The organism is Azomonas macrocytogenes, from assembly GCF_014191985.1.
In the GTDB taxonomy this organism is placed as follows: domain Bacteria; phylum Pseudomonadota; class Gammaproteobacteria; order Pseudomonadales; family Pseudomonadaceae; genus Azomonas; species Azomonas macrocytogenes.
This window is the reverse complement of sequence record NZ_JACHXI010000023.1, coordinates 1-16,512: the sequence shown is the minus strand read 5'-3', so window position 1 is coordinate 16,512 and position 16,512 is coordinate 1. Positions and strand designations below refer to the sequence as shown.

At 59.8% G+C, this 16,512-nt stretch carries 14 protein-coding genes and 2 pseudogenes; 5 read left to right on the top strand and 11 right to left on the bottom strand.

Annotated features, from left to right (window positions below; genetic code table 11):
* Positions 1-279: 279 nt before the first annotated feature.
* The 4 genes and pseudogenes from FHR87_RS16700 to FHR87_RS16685 all read left to right on the top strand — a co-directional run bounded on the left by FHR87_RS16700 (position 280) and on the right by FHR87_RS16685 (position 4,410).
* Positions 280-1,440 (top strand): acyl-CoA dehydrogenase family protein, encoded by a 1,161-nt coding sequence (locus FHR87_RS16700; RefSeq protein ID WP_420826753.1) that lies wholly within the window; start codon positions 280-282, stop codon positions 1,438-1,440.
* Between the two features lie 8 nt (positions 1,441-1,448).
* Positions 1,449-2,552 (top strand): sigma-54 interaction domain-containing protein, encoded by a 1,104-nt coding sequence (locus tag FHR87_RS16695; RefSeq protein ID WP_183167875.1) that lies wholly within the window; start codon positions 1,449-1,451, stop codon positions 2,550-2,552.
* 184 nt (positions 2,553-2,736) lie between these two features.
* Positions 2,737-3,024: pseudogene (locus FHR87_RS16690) on the top strand (RES family NAD+ phosphorylase); the annotation flags it as partial.
* Positions 3,025-3,384: 360 nt separating this feature from the next.
* Positions 3,385-4,410, top strand: a complete 1,026-nt coding sequence (locus FHR87_RS16685; RefSeq protein WP_183167873.1) for an SDR family oxidoreductase — start codon at positions 3,385-3,387, stop codon at positions 4,408-4,410.
* Positions 4,411-4,527: 117 nt separating this feature from the next.
* Here the strand turns inward: FHR87_RS16685 and FHR87_RS16680 are convergent, their stop codons facing one another.
* Genes FHR87_RS16680 through FHR87_RS16665 form a run of 4 tightly spaced genes read right to left on the bottom strand, consistent with a single transcriptional unit; the run spans position 4,528 to position 8,099 of the window.
* Positions 4,528-5,421: a substrate-binding periplasmic protein gene (locus tag FHR87_RS16680; RefSeq protein ID WP_183167872.1), complete on the bottom strand. Its 894-nt coding sequence runs from the start codon at positions 5,419-5,421 to the stop codon at positions 4,528-4,530.
* Complete coding sequence (locus FHR87_RS16675; RefSeq protein ID WP_183167871.1) at positions 5,414-6,187, bottom strand: ABC transporter permease; 774 nt, start codon at positions 6,185-6,187, stop codon at positions 5,414-5,416. Before FHR87_RS16675 ends, FHR87_RS16680 begins: the two co-directional genes overlap by 8 nt.
* Before the next feature lie 9 nt (positions 6,188-6,196).
* Positions 6,197-7,057, bottom strand: coding sequence for an ABC transporter ATP-binding protein (locus FHR87_RS16670; RefSeq protein ID WP_338021267.1), 861 nt, complete (start codon positions 7,055-7,057; stop codon positions 6,197-6,199).
* A gap of 10 nt (positions 7,058-7,067) precedes the next feature.
* Positions 7,068-8,099 carry an ABC transporter substrate-binding protein gene (locus FHR87_RS16665; RefSeq protein ID WP_183167869.1) on the bottom strand — a complete coding sequence of 344 codons (1,032 nt, stop codon included), beginning with the start codon at positions 8,097-8,099 and terminating at the stop codon, positions 7,068-7,070.
* Positions 8,100-8,547: 448 nt separating this feature from the next.
* Here FHR87_RS16665 and FHR87_RS16660 point away from each other — a divergent pair, with 448 nt between their 5' ends.
* A complete protein-coding gene (locus tag FHR87_RS16660; RefSeq protein ID WP_183167868.1) occupies positions 8,548-9,528 on the top strand; it encodes an ABC transporter substrate-binding protein in 981 nt (326 codons plus the stop codon).
* Between the two features lie 88 nt (positions 9,529-9,616).
* Here the strand turns inward: FHR87_RS16660 and FHR87_RS16655 are convergent, their stop codons facing one another.
* From FHR87_RS16655 to FHR87_RS16625, 7 genes and pseudogenes are all read right to left on the bottom strand, one after another.
* On the bottom strand, positions 9,617-10,561 hold the full coding sequence (locus tag FHR87_RS16655; RefSeq protein ID WP_183167867.1) for a ketopantoate reductase family protein: 945 nt from the start codon (positions 10,559-10,561) through the stop codon (positions 9,617-9,619).
* Positions 10,562-10,833: 272 nt separating this feature from the next.
* Positions 10,834-11,301: a heme-degrading domain-containing protein gene (locus FHR87_RS16650; RefSeq protein WP_183167866.1), complete on the bottom strand. Its 468-nt coding sequence runs from the start codon at positions 11,299-11,301 to the stop codon at positions 10,834-10,836.
* Positions 11,298-12,323, bottom strand: coding sequence for an oxidoreductase (locus FHR87_RS16645; RefSeq protein ID WP_246336073.1), 1,026 nt, complete (start codon positions 12,321-12,323; stop codon positions 11,298-11,300). Before FHR87_RS16645 ends, FHR87_RS16650 begins: the two co-directional genes overlap by 4 nt.
* A complete protein-coding gene (locus FHR87_RS16640; RefSeq protein ID WP_338021266.1) occupies positions 12,316-13,086 on the bottom strand; it encodes a DeoR/GlpR family DNA-binding transcription regulator in 771 nt (256 codons plus the stop codon). The genes FHR87_RS16645 and FHR87_RS16640 overlap by 8 nt, the downstream gene beginning before the upstream one ends.
* 179 nt (positions 13,087-13,265) lie before the next feature.
* Positions 13,266-15,113, bottom strand: a complete 1,848-nt coding sequence (locus FHR87_RS16635) for a family 2A encapsulin nanocompartment cargo protein cysteine desulfurase (RefSeq protein ID WP_183167863.1) — start codon at positions 15,111-15,113, stop codon at positions 13,266-13,268.
* On the bottom strand, positions 15,088-16,020 hold the full coding sequence (locus FHR87_RS16630; protein ID WP_183167862.1) for a family 2A encapsulin nanocompartment shell protein: 933 nt from the start codon (positions 16,018-16,020) through the stop codon (positions 15,088-15,090). The genes FHR87_RS16635 and FHR87_RS16630 overlap by 26 nt, the downstream gene beginning before the upstream one ends.
* A gap of 160 nt (positions 16,021-16,180) precedes the next feature.
* Positions 16,181-16,417: pseudogene (locus FHR87_RS16625) on the bottom strand (serine O-acetyltransferase EpsC); the annotation flags it as partial.
* Positions 16,418-16,512: the final 95 nt, after the last annotated feature.

Sequence of the window (16,512 nt, the reverse complement as noted above, 5' to 3'; positions counted from 1 at the left end):
CTGTTTATTTCGCAACAGTATTCGGCAAGGCGTACTCGATTCGTCCGTTAGCGCTTGGCCACGAGCTCGCGAGCCAGGCGAAAACGACTGAGGAAGCGGACCAGGCTGGCGCGAGTTTACGGGTAGTAAATGAACATGCCGATCGGGCTGGCGATCCAGACCGCTTTCAACGCCGTTTGACCGACGCGCAGCAGATCGTGAACAGGCTCTGACACGCCTTGAACATCCAAACCAGCAGAGGAACCGCATGTGACTGCTTCATCCCAATCCCTTCAGCCGATTTCACCTCTGCTGATTGCCCGCAAGCTGGCCAGTGAATTCGCCGAAACTGCTGCCGAGCGTGATCAACAGGGCGGCACCCCGAAGGCCCAGCGCGACGCCTTGCGCCGCAGTGGCCTGCTGGCCCTGAGCATTCCCCGCGAATACGGCGGCCTGGGTGCCAGTTGGAGCGAAGCACTGGAGATCGTCCGCGAATTTGCCCGCGTCGACAGCTCCATTGCCCATGTCTACGGTTTCCAGCACCTGATGCTGGCCACCGTGCGCCTGTTTTCCCGCCCCGAGCAGTGGCAACCCTGGTTCGAGCAGACGGCGCGCAAGAACTGGTTCTGGGGCAATGCGCTCAACCCCCTGGATACCCGGACCGTGGCCAGGCGTTGCGATGGCTGGCGCGAATTTTCCGGACGCAAGAGTTTCTGCTCCGGATCGGCCGATTCGGAAATGCTGATCGCCTCCGGGCTGGATGAGTCCAATGGCGGCAAACTGCTGATCGCCGCCATTCCCAGTGGGCGTACCGGCATCACCCTGCATGGCGACTGGGACAACATGGGCCAGCGCCAGACCGACAGTGGCAGCGTCACCTTCGAGCGGGTGCGGGTCGAGGAAAACGAGTTGCTGCTTGATCCCGGTCCGTTGAGCACACCCTTCGCCTGTCTGCGCCCACTGCTGGCCCAGCTGACGTTCGTCAACCTGTTCCTCGGCCTTGCCGAAGGCGCTTTCCATGAGGCCCGGCAATATACGCTCAAGGAAACCCGCCCCTGGTTCAAATCCGCCGCCGCCTTCGCCACCGAAGATCCCTATATCCTGCGCCACTATGGCGAATTCTGGGTCGGCCTGGAAAGCGTGCGCCTGCTGGCCAACCGGGCCAACGAGCTGTTTGACGAAGCCTGGAGCAAGCAGGAAGGGCTCGGTGCCCGCGAGCGCGGTGAACTGGCGCTGGCCATCGCCACTGCCAAGGTCGCCGCCACCCGCGCCGGCCTGGACCTGACCAGCCGCCTGTTCGATGTGACCGGCGCCCGCGCCACCCATGGCGCGCTGCGGCTGGATCGCTTCTGGCGCAACTTGCGGACCCAGAGCCTGCACGATCCGCTGGACTACAAGCTGCACGAACTCGGCGATTGGGCTCTCAACGAGTCGTTGCCGACCCCGACCTTCTATTCGTAGGGACCATCATGCAACTGCTGACCTTACCGCCCACGCCAGCACTCGCTACCTCGATCCGGGCCACCGCCCAAGTGTTCGAGGACCCCAAATCCGAGGCCCTGCTTGCCCATCTGCAGCAGATCGCACCCAGCGACGCCAGTGTGCTGATCATTGGCGAGACCGGCACCGGCAAGGAATTGGTGGCCCGCCATGTCCACAACCTGAGCAACCGCTGCAACGGTCCTTTCGTTGCGGTCAACTGCGGCGCTTTCTCGGAAAATCTGGTGGAAGCGGAACTGTTCGGCCATGAAAAAGGCGCCTTTACCGGCGCGCTCGGAGCCAAGGCGGGCTGGTTCGAGGAGGCCAATGGCGGCACGCTGTTCCTCGACGAGATCGGTGATTTGCCAATGCCGATCCAGGTCAAGTTACTGCGCGTGCTGCAAGAGCGCGAGGTGGTGCGCCTGGGATCGCGTAAAAGTATTCCGATCAACGTCCGGGTGCTGGCGGCCACCAATGTGCAGCTGGAAAAGGCCATCAACGCCGGTAACTTCCGCGAGGATCTCTACTACCGGCTCAACGTGGTCAGCCTGGAACTCTCGCCGTTACGCGAACGGCCTGGCGATATTCTGCCGCTGGCCAACCATTTCATCGTCGAATACGGCCGCCGCCTGGGCTACGAACAGATCGTCCTGGACCAGGACGCCCGCTGCAAACTGGTCGAGTATTCCTGGCCGGGAAACATCCGCGAGCTGGAAAACGTCATCCACCACACACTGCTGATCTGCCGCAACAACCTCATCCGTGCCTGCGACCTGCACCTCTCCAACCTGCGCCTCGAACGCCAGGAAGAGACGTCCCAAACCACCGACGAATCGGCCGAAGCCCTGCTGCAACGGGCCTTCCAGAAACTCTTCGAGGAAGAATGCGGCGCTCTGCACGAACGGGTCGAGGCCACCCTGCTGCGCACTGCCTACCGCTTCTGCCATGGCAATCAGGTCCACACCGCCAACCTGCTCGGTCTCAGCCGCAACATCACTCGGGCACAACTGATCAAGTTCGGCGAACTGGTGGTCAACAAGCGCCGACCGACACGCCATGAGCAGGACGGGCGGCTGGGCAGTCTGTCGATTTGAAATTCAGCTCAGGAAAAGTCTTGAAGCAGCGCGGCAAGTCACGGACACCGGAGCAATTCAGGCGAGCAATGCCTTAGCCCTCTGCAGGGTTTTACCACCACGCTCCAGACGCAGTTGATCGACCCCACACCGCACGGCCGTCAGTCCGGCACTCACGGCTTGGCAGCACGTAACTGCCGCCAGCCCTGCCGGGGCAATGTTGGAGGTTCTGGTGCACCTGGAAATCGACCCGGAAGATTTTCCCTCGACGCTGCAGCTAATCCGCATTGAGCTTCCCGACTCGGTTCCGCTGGCCGATTCCCCGATTCTGCCGGAGCATTGGAAGTCAGGCCCGCAGGCCACTCGGATTATCGGGGATCACTTTCTGGATGAGCGAAGCGCACTGCTTCTGCCAGTGCCGAGCGCGATTATCCCCTGCACAACCAACTACCTGTTCAACCCGGCTCACTTCGCGACTGACCTAAGAGCCTAGAAGCCCCCCAGTCCTACATCGGCCTATTTAGTCATGACCTGAATGGGTGTATTTCCTTACAGGAAAAAACCGAATGGCAAATTCATTGCTCCAAGCGGCATTGGAGTAATGAACTCTTCGCAGATTTATTCAGGAGATTCGGCGTATCGCTATCAAGCTTACCCAGCGACGGATAGATCCAGCTCACCTCATCGCGTGGCCGATCTGGCGCAAAGCTCATCAAGCCCGAGCTCGCCAGTCCCATATCACCGCAACAATACAACTGACTGTAGCCGTTGGATAAAGCCGGTGCGGCTCTGCCCATTAGGCGCAGATCAGGAACCGTGATTTCGAACGTTCGACAAAAACAGGAGGATATTAATGAGTGAAGCAGACGACAGGAACGGACCAGTCTCGAATACACGTCGCGGTGTGCTCGCGGGTGTGGCAGTAGGGCTCGCGGGAACGCTTGCCGCCAAGGTACAGGCACAACCGTCTGAACAGGCGAACAGCACCGCTGCACCACCGCCTTCCGATCCGCGCAAGCTTTATGTGCATCCCCCCTTCGCGGCACAGCCGCAGCCCTGGCCAGGGTTAGCCTCCAAGATGAATCCGCGCCCCGATCACGGCGAGACCAGCTACAAAGGCAGCGGCAAGATGGCCGGCCGAAAGGCGCTGATCACCGGCGGCGACTCCGGGTTGGGCCGCGCGGCAGCCATCGCCTATGCGCGAGAAGGCGCCGATGTGGCGATCAACTACCTTCCGCAGGAGGAGGAAGATGCGCGCGAAGTGATCGAACTGATTCGCCAGGCAGGCCGCAAGGCCGTGGCCATTCCCGGCGACATACGCGAGGAAGCGTTCTGCCAGAAGCTGGTCGCCGACGCTGTCGAGCAGCTCGGCGGGTTGGATACGCTGGTCAATTGTGCGGGAAGACAGCTCTACCACGAGGACTTCCTCGACCTGACCACCGAGCAGTTCGACTGGACGCTGAAGACCAATCTCTATGCGCTGTTCTGGATCATCAAGGCAGCGATCCCGCACATGCCACCCGGCGGTGCGATCGTGAACACGGGTTCGACCAACTCCTATGTTCCCGGCCCGATCATCCTGGACTATGCGCTGACCAAGGCGGCGATCACCAATTTAACCAAGGGCCTGGCGAAACAGCTCATGCCCAAGGGCATCCGTGTGAACGCCGTGGCTCCCGGGCCGTTCTGGACACCCTTGCAGGTCTGCGGCGGGCAACCGATGTCGGCGGTGGAAAAACACGGTGCCGACGTACCCATGGGGCGGCCCGGCCAACCCGTGGAAATCGCACCAGTCTTCGTCCAGCTCGCCTCGACCGAGGGCAGCTACCTTACCGGCCAGGTGTTTGGCGTAGCGGGCGGCAGCGGCATCCCCGGCTGACGGCCCTTGATGCGCTGCATCTTGCAGCGCGTCTCAGAGCCTGTTCAAAGGCTCGCGAGCTAACGCAGACTATTACCATGCGTCCCCCCATAACAGCAGTTACCCAGCCATCAGCCCTCAATGACAAACCAGGCCATTTTCCAGCTTGAGCATATCGAGGCCGAAGTCGCTGATGCGCTGACCAAGTGCCTGGTCCTGCAATCCTTGGCGCTGCCAGTCACGTAGCGCTGCCGCAAGCCAGGTGACAGTCTGGGGTTCTGTATCCGGCAGTTGCACATAACCACCGGTTTCCTGGCGTACTTCGAACGGCAGTTGGCGATAGAAGCGCCAGTCGGGCTGTTGCAGGAGCCATTCGACCAGGCGGAGGTCTTCTGCCAGCACATCGCATTCGCCAGCCATGAAGGCAGTGGCCGCCTGAAGCGATGAAGGATGGTTGCGCACCAAACCGCCCCTTTTGCTGATCGGCAGGTGGTATGGGCTGCCTTCGGCCAGGCAAACCGAATGCCCGGAGAGTGCTTCGGGCTCTGGCAGAGCGAGGGTACGCAACGCAATCAAGGCACCGCGGCCATGAACGGCAGAAGCCGGAACCGGCACTGCAGTCCTGGCCGCTGGCTCCGTCGCACCGGTAATCAACACGTCGACCTGCCGTTCGCGCAAGGCTGCCTCGCGCTCATCCGACGCCAGACCGAGCATTTCCACCGGAACCTTCAGGTAGCGCCCCAGTGCTTGTGCCAGTGCCGCATCGACACTATCCGGTTCGCGCCGGACTGGCGCACCCGGCATGCTTGGCCGCGAATATTCACGGACCCCGACAACCAGTTTGCCGCGCAGGCGCGCCTGTTCCAGCAGCGGGCCAGGAGAACGCTCATGCAGCAACGGGTTATCGGTCCATTCCGGTAGACCATATAGGCCTGCCACGGCCAGCAGCGTCGAGATCAGCAGCCAGCGCGTCGCCGGACGGCTCCACCACCACGGAGCCTTGCTGAAAAGCGGCGTCAGCGCTTCAGGCATTGTGGCTCAGCCCTTTACGCCAGCGGGTGAAGCGTCGCTCGATCAGCGCCAGCACCAGATTGAGCAACAAGCCGACCACGGCCAGCAGCAGGATGCCGGCATACATGCTGGGGATCTGGAAGATTTCCTGGGAATTAAGGGTTAAAAAACCCAGCCCGGAATGCGCGCCGATCATCTCGGCAGCCACCAGTGCCGTGACGCAATAGGCTCCGGCAAGCCGGATGCCGGTAAAAATCGACGGCGAAGCGGCCGGCAGCACCACCTTATAGAACAGGAACAGCTGGGAAGCCCCCATGGAACGGGCCGAATCGATCAGCAGTTTATCCACCTGCTTCACACCACTGATCGTACTGAGCAGGATCGGCCAGAACGAGGCCCAAAAGATGATCGCCACTTTGGAGAGTTCGCCGATGCCGAAAAACAGGATGAACACCGGGAACAATGCCAACGCCGAAGTCTGCCGGAACAATTGCAGCAAAGGATCGACCATCGACTCGAAGCGGGCGAACCACCCCATCAGCAAACCCAGGCTCACCCCGGTAAAAATGGCCAGCAGCAGACCGGACAGCGAGCGATAGAGACTCGCTTCCAGGTGTTTGAATAACAGGCCCGACGAGGCCAGCTCCCAGATACTTTGCAGGACAGCCGAGGGTGGGCTGAGGTAAGCCTGGCTGACGATACCGCTGCGCGGCAGCAGTTCCCAGACCAGAATGAAGAGGAGGATGCCCAGGCAGCGATCAAGCAGCCTGGATAAACGCTGGCTCATGATGGCTCTCTATCCCTTGGCAAACTGGCGAATGGCCTCTGGAGGTGAAGCTAGCTGCACGTCGGCAGTGGTACGGGACGGCAAGCTGGCAAAGCGGACTTCATCCTTCAAGACCGCCCAGGCGCGCTGGCGCAGATGAACGAACTCCTCGGAATTACGGACTTCGGCCTGCCGTGGACGCGGTAACGGCACTTCGATGATTTCCTTGACCCGTCCCGGGCGATGGGTCATCACGGCGATGCGGTCGGAGAGGAAAATCGCCTCGTCCAGGCTGTGGGTGATGAAGACGATGGTTTTCTTGTAGCGATCCCAAATGCGCAACAATTCATCCTGGAGAATTTCCCGGGTCTGGGCATCCAGGGCGGCGAAAGGTTCGTCCATCAGCAGCACATCGGGCTCGTAGACCAGCGAACGGGCAATGGCCACACGCTGGCGCATGCCACCGGAAATTTCATGGGGATAGCGTCCACCGAAACCCTCCAGCCCCACCAGCTCCAGATATTCCCGGGCCCGTTCGCGACGCTCGGCGCGCGGGACGCCCCGAATCTCCAGGCCCACTTCGATATTCTCCAGCACCGTGCGCCAGGGAAACAGGGCATAGCCCTGGAACACCACACCCTGGTTGGCATTGATGCCTTCCAGCGGCTGGCCGTCGATGCGGATGCTGCCGGCAGTCTTTTTGGCCAACCCGGCAAGAATGCTGAGGAAAGTGGACTTGCCGCAGCCGGACGGACCCAGCACCGACAGAAACTCACCTTCGCGAACGTCCAGATTGAAGTCTGCCAGGGCCACAACGCGTTCGGGTTGACCGCTCTCGTTCTTCGCCGTGAACTCCATGCGCAGGTCATGCGCCACGATTTTGCTGCTCACGCTGGCAACCTCAGGCGAAAGGATTGAATTCGTTGGTGTAGACATCCTTCACCCGAATCTTGCCGGGCGGCAGCTTGCCTTCGCTTTCGAGAATGTCGATGTAATACTGGATCGGCGCTTCGGTAACGACCAGATTCTCGACATAGGCGAAGCGCTCGACCAAACGCAGCTCCATGCCGATGCGCTGGGCAGTGATCTTGCGGGCCTCGTCGGGATTGGCGTTGACCCAGTTGGCTGCCTTGGCGATGGCCCCCACCAGATCACGCGTGGCTTCGGGATGCTCGCGGGCAAACTTGCCATAGACGCTGTAGGGCGCCATGCCACCCAGCCCACCGTCGAGGTCGTAGTCGCTCCAGAGCTTGGTCAACTCGGTGTTGCTTTCCGCACCTCCGGAAAATGGTGGGTGGATGATCGCCAGATCGGTATTGCCAGTCGCCAGAGTCTGCTCCGCCTGGTTATCCGGCACCACCAGCCAGTTGATCTTGTTCACATCCACGCCCTGGGCACGCAGGTATTTCTTGGTGACGAATTCGGCGCAGGCACCGAAGCTGTTGAAACCGACCGTCTTGCCTTCGAGATCCTTCGGCGTGCGAATCCCGGCATCCTTGCGCACGAAGTATTTCATATGCGGGGCTTCTTCCAGGGTCTTGCCGCCAGCGGATACCACCTTGATATCCAGGCCGCTGGCAATGGCAGAAATCACCAGCGGTACCATGCGTGTCCCGAAGTCGATCTCGCCGGTGCCGATCAGGGGAATGATCTGCGGCGCGGCAACCTTGCCCACATAGCGCGGCCGCGTGCGAGTGCCGTCGAAATACCCCAGCGCCTCGGCCAGATAAACCAGATCAAAGGTCGGGTTGTCGGGATACTTGAACTCGACCACGCCATCACCCACCTTTTTCAACACGGCTGGAGCGCCCGCAGACGAACTACTGTCGGCGCCGCCCTCTTCCTTCTTCCCGCACCCTGGCAGGATCAGACTCGCGGTAGCGAGCCACGCCATATTCCTGAGTAACGATCTGCGGCCGACATCGATTGTCATGTCCCTTTTCCTCTGGCGCACTGACGTATGGGTGAATCTGTACAGATGTACCTGTCAGGGCAAAAGTCGCGCCATAGAGGTTGCCAGCTTGGCTGGTAGCGCTGGAGAACGAGGGATTTTACCGTCGATAGCCGTGAATGGCGGCAACCCCGGAGATACCGGCACAAGGAGTATCTGTCGGCACCTGCCACTGGGTAGCGTGACCAGTCGAAGGCCATGTGCTGCCCTGGCAACAGTTAAAAGACAGTACTGCTTCACTAGCAACAGTGCAGCTCACTCACTTTTCCGTGCCGGTGGGCCACATTTCGGAAGATTGGAAATCCTCCGGGCAAAGCGCCTTATTAGTGAAAAATAATCATATAAAAATATAATTATTATTTATTTAATGAATAATATGACGGGCCGCTAGCATCGCCTTCATTCAACGAATAGGAGAGAGGAAATATCGATGCCGAGACACTCAGGCGGTCTGTCGCGCCGCCAGTTCCTCGCCGCGACTGCCGGCACCCTGGCCTTGGCGCCACTGCTGGTTCACGGCCAGCCCTCTGCACCAGGCAAGCTGCGGGTTGCTCAGTACAAGGGTGGCGACAAGCTGCTGCTGGAAGCTGCCGGCTTGCTCGATACGCCATCCCCTCTCGAATGGGCGGAATTCGCTTCGGGCAACCTGATGCTAGAGGCAATGAACGGCGGCTCGCTTGACCTAGCTTACGGTAGTGAAATCCCGCCACTGTTTGGCTTCATCAAAGGCGCTCATATTCGTGTAATCGGCGTGATCAAGGGCGATGTCAACGAACAGACGGTACTGGTGCCCAAAGATTCGCCTATTCAGTCTATTGCCGAACTCAAGGGCAAGCGTGTCGGTTATGTACGCGCCACCACAACCCAGTATTACCTGACCAGAATGCTCGATGAGGTCGGCCTGAGTTTTGCCGATATCCAGGCGGTCAACCTGTCGGTTCCCGATGGTGCCGCCGCATTCCGCACTGGCCAGCTCGATGCCTGGGCCATCTATGGTTATTCGGTGCCGCTGGCGCAAACCTCCGTCGGAGCACGGGTACTCAAGCGCGCCAATGGTTATCTGTCGGGCAACTATCTCTTCTTCTCCACTCCTGAAGCTATCGCCGATCCTCAACGCCACGCAGCCATAGCCGATTACTTCGCCCGCCTGCAAAAGGCATTCGCCTGGCGCCAGAACAATCCGGAACGCTATGCGACAATACTCGCTCCGGAAATCGGTGTACCGACCGAGGCCATACTTACCCTACTGCGTAACGAAAGCCAGGTACGTCGCTTGGTACCGGTGGACGACACGGCGATCCGCAGCCAGCAGGATGTGGCTGATCTCTTTCTCAAGGCCGGAGTGATCGAGCGACCGGTGGATGTGCGGCCACTATGGGATCGCAGCTTCCAGGCCGCACTGAATGGCTGACACATATAGCTAGCTGTACTTAAGCCCAGCCCCGTTCCGGCCAGCTGTGCTGGCATCGCCGGAACTGGCTGGACAGGCGATCGAGTTGCTACTGCGCTCTGCCAGCGTCCGCCTGAGCAAACACCAGGCAACCAAGCAAGGTTCTGAGGACGGGAACAGGTTCGCCATGCCGCTCAGCGATGGCGATTGGCACAGCAAGCAGGGCCTGTGTTTCCAGACGCCGTCCGGCCAGACGGTCCTGAAGCATCGACGTGCGCGTTTCGCCTACCTCTTCGGCACGCTGCACGCGCACCTCGGGAGTGGTGCTCAGGGTACAGCCGTCCAACTCGGCGAGGCGAAAGATTTCCGTCATGCCAGCGAGTAGCACAGAACGGGTATGCGGAGTACGGGCGAGCGCACCGGTCGTTGCCCCGGTGATCGCACTCAGCGGATTGAGCGTGGCGTTGCCCATGAGTTTGGTCCATACCTCACGGCGAATATCCGCCGAACTCACTGCTGCGATGCCTGCCTGGTGCCACTCGGCAACCAGCGCTTGCAACGGAGCATCCGGCTGGCCCTGAATCCGGGCACAGATGTAACGATCATTGCCGGTGCGACGAACTCGAATGCGACCGGGAGCGATACGCTCTACCGCATGATGGACGATCACCGCTACGGTGCGCGCCAGTAGCGGTGCGCCGCTGATCTCGCCATCGCGATGCGACCACCACCAGGGAATGCCATTCTGCAGGAAAAGGTATTCGGTATCCGCATTGCCGAGCTCTACCAGGCGCGGCAGCAGTTCATCCAGATCGTGCGACTTCACCGCCACCACCACTTGGGCGAAAGGCCCCTGCAGTTCATCGAACGGCGTATAGCGTACCTGCGGTGCTTGCCAGTGCTCATCGCCTTCGGCCGTTATCCCGGCATCCTGTGCCGCGGCGCCATTGCGTTGCGCCACGGTTACCGGCTTTCCCGCCAGACTCAGACGACCGGCAATGTATAACCCAAGACTGCCCCCTCCGATAACCAGGACAGTTTTTTCAATCGACATGGACAAGCTCCTCGAAAATAGATCGGTCGAACGAGAGTATCGGCAAAATACCCAACGGCCGACCGCTGGCAACACCGTATGCAATTGCTGTGCAAGGAGCCCTGGCTCGGAATCGAATTGCTAATGACTGAGGTGGTTAATTACTCAAGTTCGGCTGATCGAAGTTTTTAAGACCAGACGCTACAACGGGCCATGGCGGGCTATGACGGGTAGTGGCAACACCGTATCAGGACCTCGGGCCGCAGAATTGGCTAATCGAATCAACCCAACAATCAGGTTCCGGCAACCTTCAGCCAGGCTTGCAATACATCGATCACCAGTTGATGGTCTTCCTGCGGCGGCAGTCCCGACAGGGTCACTGCTCCAATCAATTCCCCGCCACCTGCCAAGCGCAGCGGAAAGCTGCCGCCGTGGGCTGCGTACTTCTTGGCATCGATATGCGGCTGGGTTTCGAATTCGCGTCCCCTGCTGCGGTTGTACTCGCCCAGATACAGCGAACTGTGCCCATAACGCAGCACCGTATTACGCTTGCGCCGGACCCAGTCGTGATTGTCTGCGTTGGAGCCCGGCAAAGCGGCACTGAAGACAATCCGGCCATAGGCGTGAATCTCCAGCACGGCCGGAGCCTGGACGGCGGCAGCATACTGATACAGCAGTTGGCCCAGTTGCCAGGCGGCGACAAGATCGAAACCTGGCAGATGCAGCTGTGTTTCCTGTTTAAGCAGTTCGGCTGGCGTCACGGCTTCACCTCCAGAGTCCGCCCTTGTTCATGACTGCGATAGGCCAGTTCGATCAACCGGATACCCTGCAAGGCATCGGCAGGACTGACCGGTGGTGGCTCGCGGCGTTGCAGGGCCTGTACCAGCTGCCGGTAGAAGAGTTGGTAATTGCCGGCCAGGGTCGCCAGCGTCCGGGTTTCATGCTCCGTATACAGGCTGCCGTACTGACTCGCCCTTTCCTGCCCCCAGTCCGGGCCGCCTGGCCGCTCGCCGGCACGTAGCGCATCTTCCTGCGGATCGAGCCCGGACTTGTGGTAGCTACCCAAGGTCCCCTGCAGCACGAAACGCAGGTTGGGAGCAGCGCAGAATGGACTCGAATGCACGATCACTTCTTTATCCGGGTAGTGCAGTTGCAGATGAAAGTAATCAGTGGCTTCGGCACCGGTGCGTAATTCGCGACAACGTGCACTGATCGCTTCGGGCAGGCCGAACAACACCAGCGCCTGATCAATCAGGTGCGGACCGAGATCATAGAGAATGCCGCCACCGGGTACGGACTGCTCGCGCCAACGAGCCCTTGGCGTCGGACGAAAACGGTCGAAGTGAGATTCGAAATAACGGATTTCTCCCAGTTGCCCAGTGCGCAGCAGTTGTTGCAAAGTCAGGAAGTCACCATCGAAACGGCGGTTGTGATAGACCGCCAGAAGGCGTTGCTGGCGCTCGGCCAGAGCTACCAATTCTTCACCCTCTGCCGAACTTACGACGAAAGGTTTCTCCACCAGTACATCCTTGCCAGCCAGCAGCGCCTGCCGGGCCAGAGGAAAATGACTGTGGTTCGGTGAGGTGATGACGACCAGTTCGGCATCGCTCTGGGCAATCAGCTCGCTGCCATCGGCGTAATGCTGCACGTGCGGATAATCCTGTCGCAACTGCTGCTGGGAACTGCTGATAGCCACCAGTTGCAGTTCCGGCTGATTGAGGATGAAAGGCAAATGGAAAATCCGGGCCGAAAGCCCGTAACCGATGACTGCAGTCTTAATCAAGGGAAACCTCCAGGGTGACAATCGGGATGTCGAGATCGGAGAGTGCCTGACGCAACGGCTCCGCAGGCAAGGCATCGCAAATCAGCAGATCCAGTTGCGCCAGTTCACAAACCTGATGCAATTGCTGCTGACCAAATTTGTCGCTGCTACCGACCGCAATCAGATGCCCGGCTTGGCTGATCGCCCGGCGTTTCAAACCGGCTTCGGCAGCTGTTGGAGCAGTCAGGCCGTGCTCATTCAAAGCGCAAATCCCCATGACCGCGTGCTGCAAGCGGAACAGTCCCAACTGCCGTTCGGCTTCCGCGCCCAGCATCATGCGCTGCAAGGGTTCGAACTCTCCGCCCAGACCATGCAGGCTGAGCACCGGGTTCTGACTCAGCAATTGCAACGCATCCAGCGCGGCGCTGACCAGCCGGAAGGGCTGCGCCTGCGCCGCCAGCAGCCGAGCCAGTTCCAGCAGAGTGCTGCCACTGTCCAGATACAGACTGGCACCAGGCTGCAGTACCTCCAGGGTACGCTGGGCAAGCGCCACCTTGGTTGCGCTGCGTGAGCGCTGCAGGAATGGCAATGGCTCCGCGATTAGCTTGAGCAGCCTGGCACCTCCACGGATGCGCTGGAACCGTGGCTGCTCGGTTAGCTTGACCAGATCCCGCCGGGCGGAATCACGAGAAATGGCAAAATTCCGGCAGATTTCATCGACCGTAATGCGCTGCTGTCGCTCTAGCAGGGCGGCGATTGCATCGAGCCTTTCTTCCTGGGTCACATCAATAACCTTAAGCCATTTCAAACAATACTAATGAACTATGCAGTTAAATATAGGAATTATTTATTATAAATAAGTGATATTAAGTAATTATCCACCAAAAAAAACCGAAGGCTGAACGAAAATACTGCTTTCGTTCGGCCTCCGGCAGTCCTTATCAAATATTCATTCGATAAGGATTAGCGCCCCAAACCCTTGTCACGCGCCAATCGCTGTACAACAGAAACCAGCAGATCGACTTCAGCATGGGTGTTGTAGAACGCCAGCGATGGCCGCACCGTGGTTTCCACACCAAAGCGCCGCAGGATTGGCTGCGCGCAGTGGTGCCCGGAACGCACGGCGATTCCTTCGCGATTGAGGGCCACGCCAATTTCTTCGGTACGGTAGCCATCCAGCACGAAGGACAACACGCTGGCCTTGTGGGCCGCCGTGCCGATCAGGCGAATACCGGGAACCGCCGACAGACCGCGAGTCGCATAGACCAGCAGGTCGTGCTCGTAGCGATAGATGTTCTCCAGCCCGATCCGCTCCACATAGTCCAGTGCCGCACCCAGCCCTACCGCGTCAGCGATGTTGCCGGTGCCAGCCTCGAAACGCAAAGGCGCCGACTGGTAGATCGTCTTCTCGAAGGTTACATCGGCGATCATGTTGCCGCCGCCTTCCCAGGGAGGCAGTTGCTCAAGCAGTTCCTGTTTGCCGTAGACCGCTCCGATCCCGGTCGGCCCGAAGACCTTGTGTCCGGAAAACACGAAGAAGTCGGCATCCAGCGCCCGCACGTCAACCCGCATGTGCGAGACCGATTGCGCACCATCCACCAGCACCCGTACACCGAGCGCGTGCGCCATGCTGATGATTTCGGCTATCGGCGTCACGGTACCCAGGGCATTGGAGACCTGCGTGACCGATACCAGCTTGGTCTTCGGGCCGAGCAGCTTGGCGTACTCTTCCAGAATGATCTGGCCCGTGTCATCCACTGGAATCACCCGGATCTTCGCCCCAACCTCGGCAGCCAGCAATTGCCAGGGCACGATGTTGGCGTGATGCTCCAGGTTGGAGACGATGATTTCGTCGCCTTCGCCAATGTTCTGGCGACCGAAGGTATTGGCAATCAGGTTGATGCCTTCGGTGGTGCCGCGCACGAAGATGATTTCATCCACCGAACGCGCCCCGAGAAAGTCCGCCACTTTGCGGCGGGCGCCCTCGTAGGCGTCGCTGGCTCGTGCCGCCAGTTCATGCGCGGCACGATGGATGTTGGAGTTTTCGTGCTCGTAGAAGTAGCTCAGGCGTTCGATGACCGATTTTGGCTTGTGCGTAGTGGCGGCATTATCGAACCATACCAGTTGCTTGCCGTTGACCCGCTCACTGAGAATCGGGAAATCCCGGCGCACAGCCTGCACATCAAAGACATTCTGGGTCGAGGGCTGGCCCTTGGCTTGCGAGCGTTCCGCCCGGTATGGCGTTCCGGCCCGGTCGAGGAAATAGAACTGTCCGTTCGTTCCCCCGGCCTGCGGCTTGACTGCTCCCGGTGCCGAAACCGGCTCCGACTGGTGGACCGACCCAGGCGCTTTCGCGTCCGGCAGGCCGAACGACGACAGATCGGAATAATCCGGCAACGCCACAGCCTTGATCGGCTCGCGCGAGTAAGTGCCAACCTCGCTGCTCTGGCTACCCTGGCTATAAAAGTAGAGTGGACTGCCAGCCGCTTCCGGAAGGCCCAGCGAAGAGCCCGGATAGATCCGCGGGATCGCCGCAGTGTAAGCCTCCGGCGAACCCAGCTCGACGCCATCGGCCACCCCGGCCGGCGGCGTGGCCGCCAGCGGGACTTCATGCGGCACCTGGCTCGTGGCAGCGTCTGCGGTCACCGGAGCAACCGTCGGCTGGGCATGCGAATTGCCGCCACCCGGCAGACGAGAAAATAACTCATTCGCCAGTTGGCCCAGCTCCCCCAGATCCAACGGGCTGACGGGCGAGCCGCCATCCAGTGCCGGATCGGGTAGTGGGTTACTTGTAAGTGTCTGGATAGTCATGGTACTTGCCGACCTCCACGTCATCGAGCACAGCCAGGGCATCCTCGGTCAGCACTGCCAGCGAGCAGTACAACGAAATCAGATAGGAAGCGATGGCATTGCGATTGATACCCATGAAGCGGACAGACAGTCCGGGGCTCTGCTCGCCAGCCAGACCCGGCTGATAAAGACCGATTACGCCCTGACGCTGATCACCGACGCGCAGCAGCAGGATCTTGGTCTTGCCATTCTCGTCGAACGGTATTTTGTCCGAAGGGATCAGCGGCAGGCCGCGCCAGGTGATGAACTGCGAGCCGAACAGGCTGATGGTGGGCGGCGGTACACCACGGCGAGTGCACTCACGACCGAAGGCGGCGATCGCCAGCGGGTGGGCCAGGAAGAACGCCGGCTCTTTCCAGACCTTGGTGATCAACTCGTCGAGGTCATCCGGTGTCGGTGCGCCGCCCAGCGTCGAGATGCGCTGAGTCGGATCGACACTGGCCAGCAAACCGTATTCGGGGTTGTTGATCAGCTCGTTTTCCTGACGCTCCTTGATGGTTTCGATGGTCAGGCGCAGCTGTTCGCGGATCTGGTCGTGCGGGCTGCTGTACAGATCTGAGACGCGGGTATGAACGTCGAGAATGGTGGTTACCGCGTTGAGGAAATACTCGCGCGGCTGGTCTTCGTAATCGACAAACGTTTGCGGTAGTGCTGACTCGTCGCGTTGCGAGCAGGCTACCTGCACGTTCAGCGGGTTCCTGACCTTGTTCAGGCGGAAGATACCGGCTTCCAGCGGCGTCCATTGCAGCAGATGCACTAACCAGCGCGGAGTGATGGTAGAGAGCTGGGGAACGGTCTTCGTCGCATTCGCCAGCTGGCGAGCGGAATTGTCGCCAAGGGCCTGGGGTGCAGCCTGATTATCGGCCATTAATTACTCCAAAAAAGACAAGGTGGCAGTTCATCGGCATCGTGCAAAAATGAAACACAAACACATGCAAGCCATTTGGCAATGACATGTCTGCGAGCCACTTACGCGCCCGATGTCCAGTAGTCAATAAATGAACAGGCCGGAAAGGTTCGTCATGCGACTACCCCGCGTTGCCTGGCAGATGTTGCAAATTCGCCTGGGTGACACTGCTGCCAGATGGCACGCTACAGGTCAGCCAGAGGTTTCCACCAAGGGTGGAAGTTCTGCTGATGGTGATGCGCCTGAAGATAGCCCCAGCGTAGATCACGACATCGTCTTCGACGATCGGGTGACGTGCCTGGTCCTTGTACAACAGGCCGGCCTCGTCGATGGTAAAGCGTTTGAGATCCATCATTACCTAGGGTCTGTTGACGTTTCACATGGGGAGCCATAGAAACCCACAGGCCATGGCTACCATGCTCTCGTAATTTCGCTTCAGCTTGTCGTAGCGGA

Bases quoted from the DNA above. Each gene is read 5' to 3' on its own strand.
- FHR87_RS16695 (WP_183167875.1), top strand. From the start codon at position 1,449: ATGCAACTGCTGACCTTACCGCCCACGCCAGCACTCGCTACCTCGATC.
- FHR87_RS16685 (WP_183167873.1), top strand. From the start codon at position 3,385: ATGAGTGAAGCAGACGACAGGAACGGACCAGTCTCGAATACACGTCGC.
- FHR87_RS16680 (WP_183167872.1), bottom strand. From the start codon at position 5,421: ATGCCTGAAGCGCTGACGCCGCTTTTCAGCAAGGCTCCGTGGTGGTGG.
- FHR87_RS16675 (WP_183167871.1), bottom strand. From the start codon at position 6,187: ATGAGCCAGCGTTTATCCAGGCTGCTTGATCGCTGCCTGGGCATCCTC.
- FHR87_RS16665 (WP_183167869.1), bottom strand. From the start codon at position 8,099: ATGACAATCGATGTCGGCCGCAGATCGTTACTCAGGAATATGGCGTGG.
- FHR87_RS16660 (WP_183167868.1), top strand. From the start codon at position 8,548: ATGCCGAGACACTCAGGCGGTCTGTCGCGCCGCCAGTTCCTCGCCGCG.
- FHR87_RS16655 (WP_183167867.1), bottom strand. From the start codon at position 10,561: ATGTCGATTGAAAAAACTGTCCTGGTTATCGGAGGGGGCAGTCTTGGG.
- FHR87_RS16635 (WP_183167863.1), bottom strand. From the start codon at position 15,113: ATGACTATCCAGACACTTACAAGTAACCCACTACCCGATCCGGCACTG.
- FHR87_RS16630 (WP_183167862.1), bottom strand. From the start codon at position 16,020: ATGGCCGATAATCAGGCTGCACCCCAGGCCCTTGGCGACAATTCCGCT.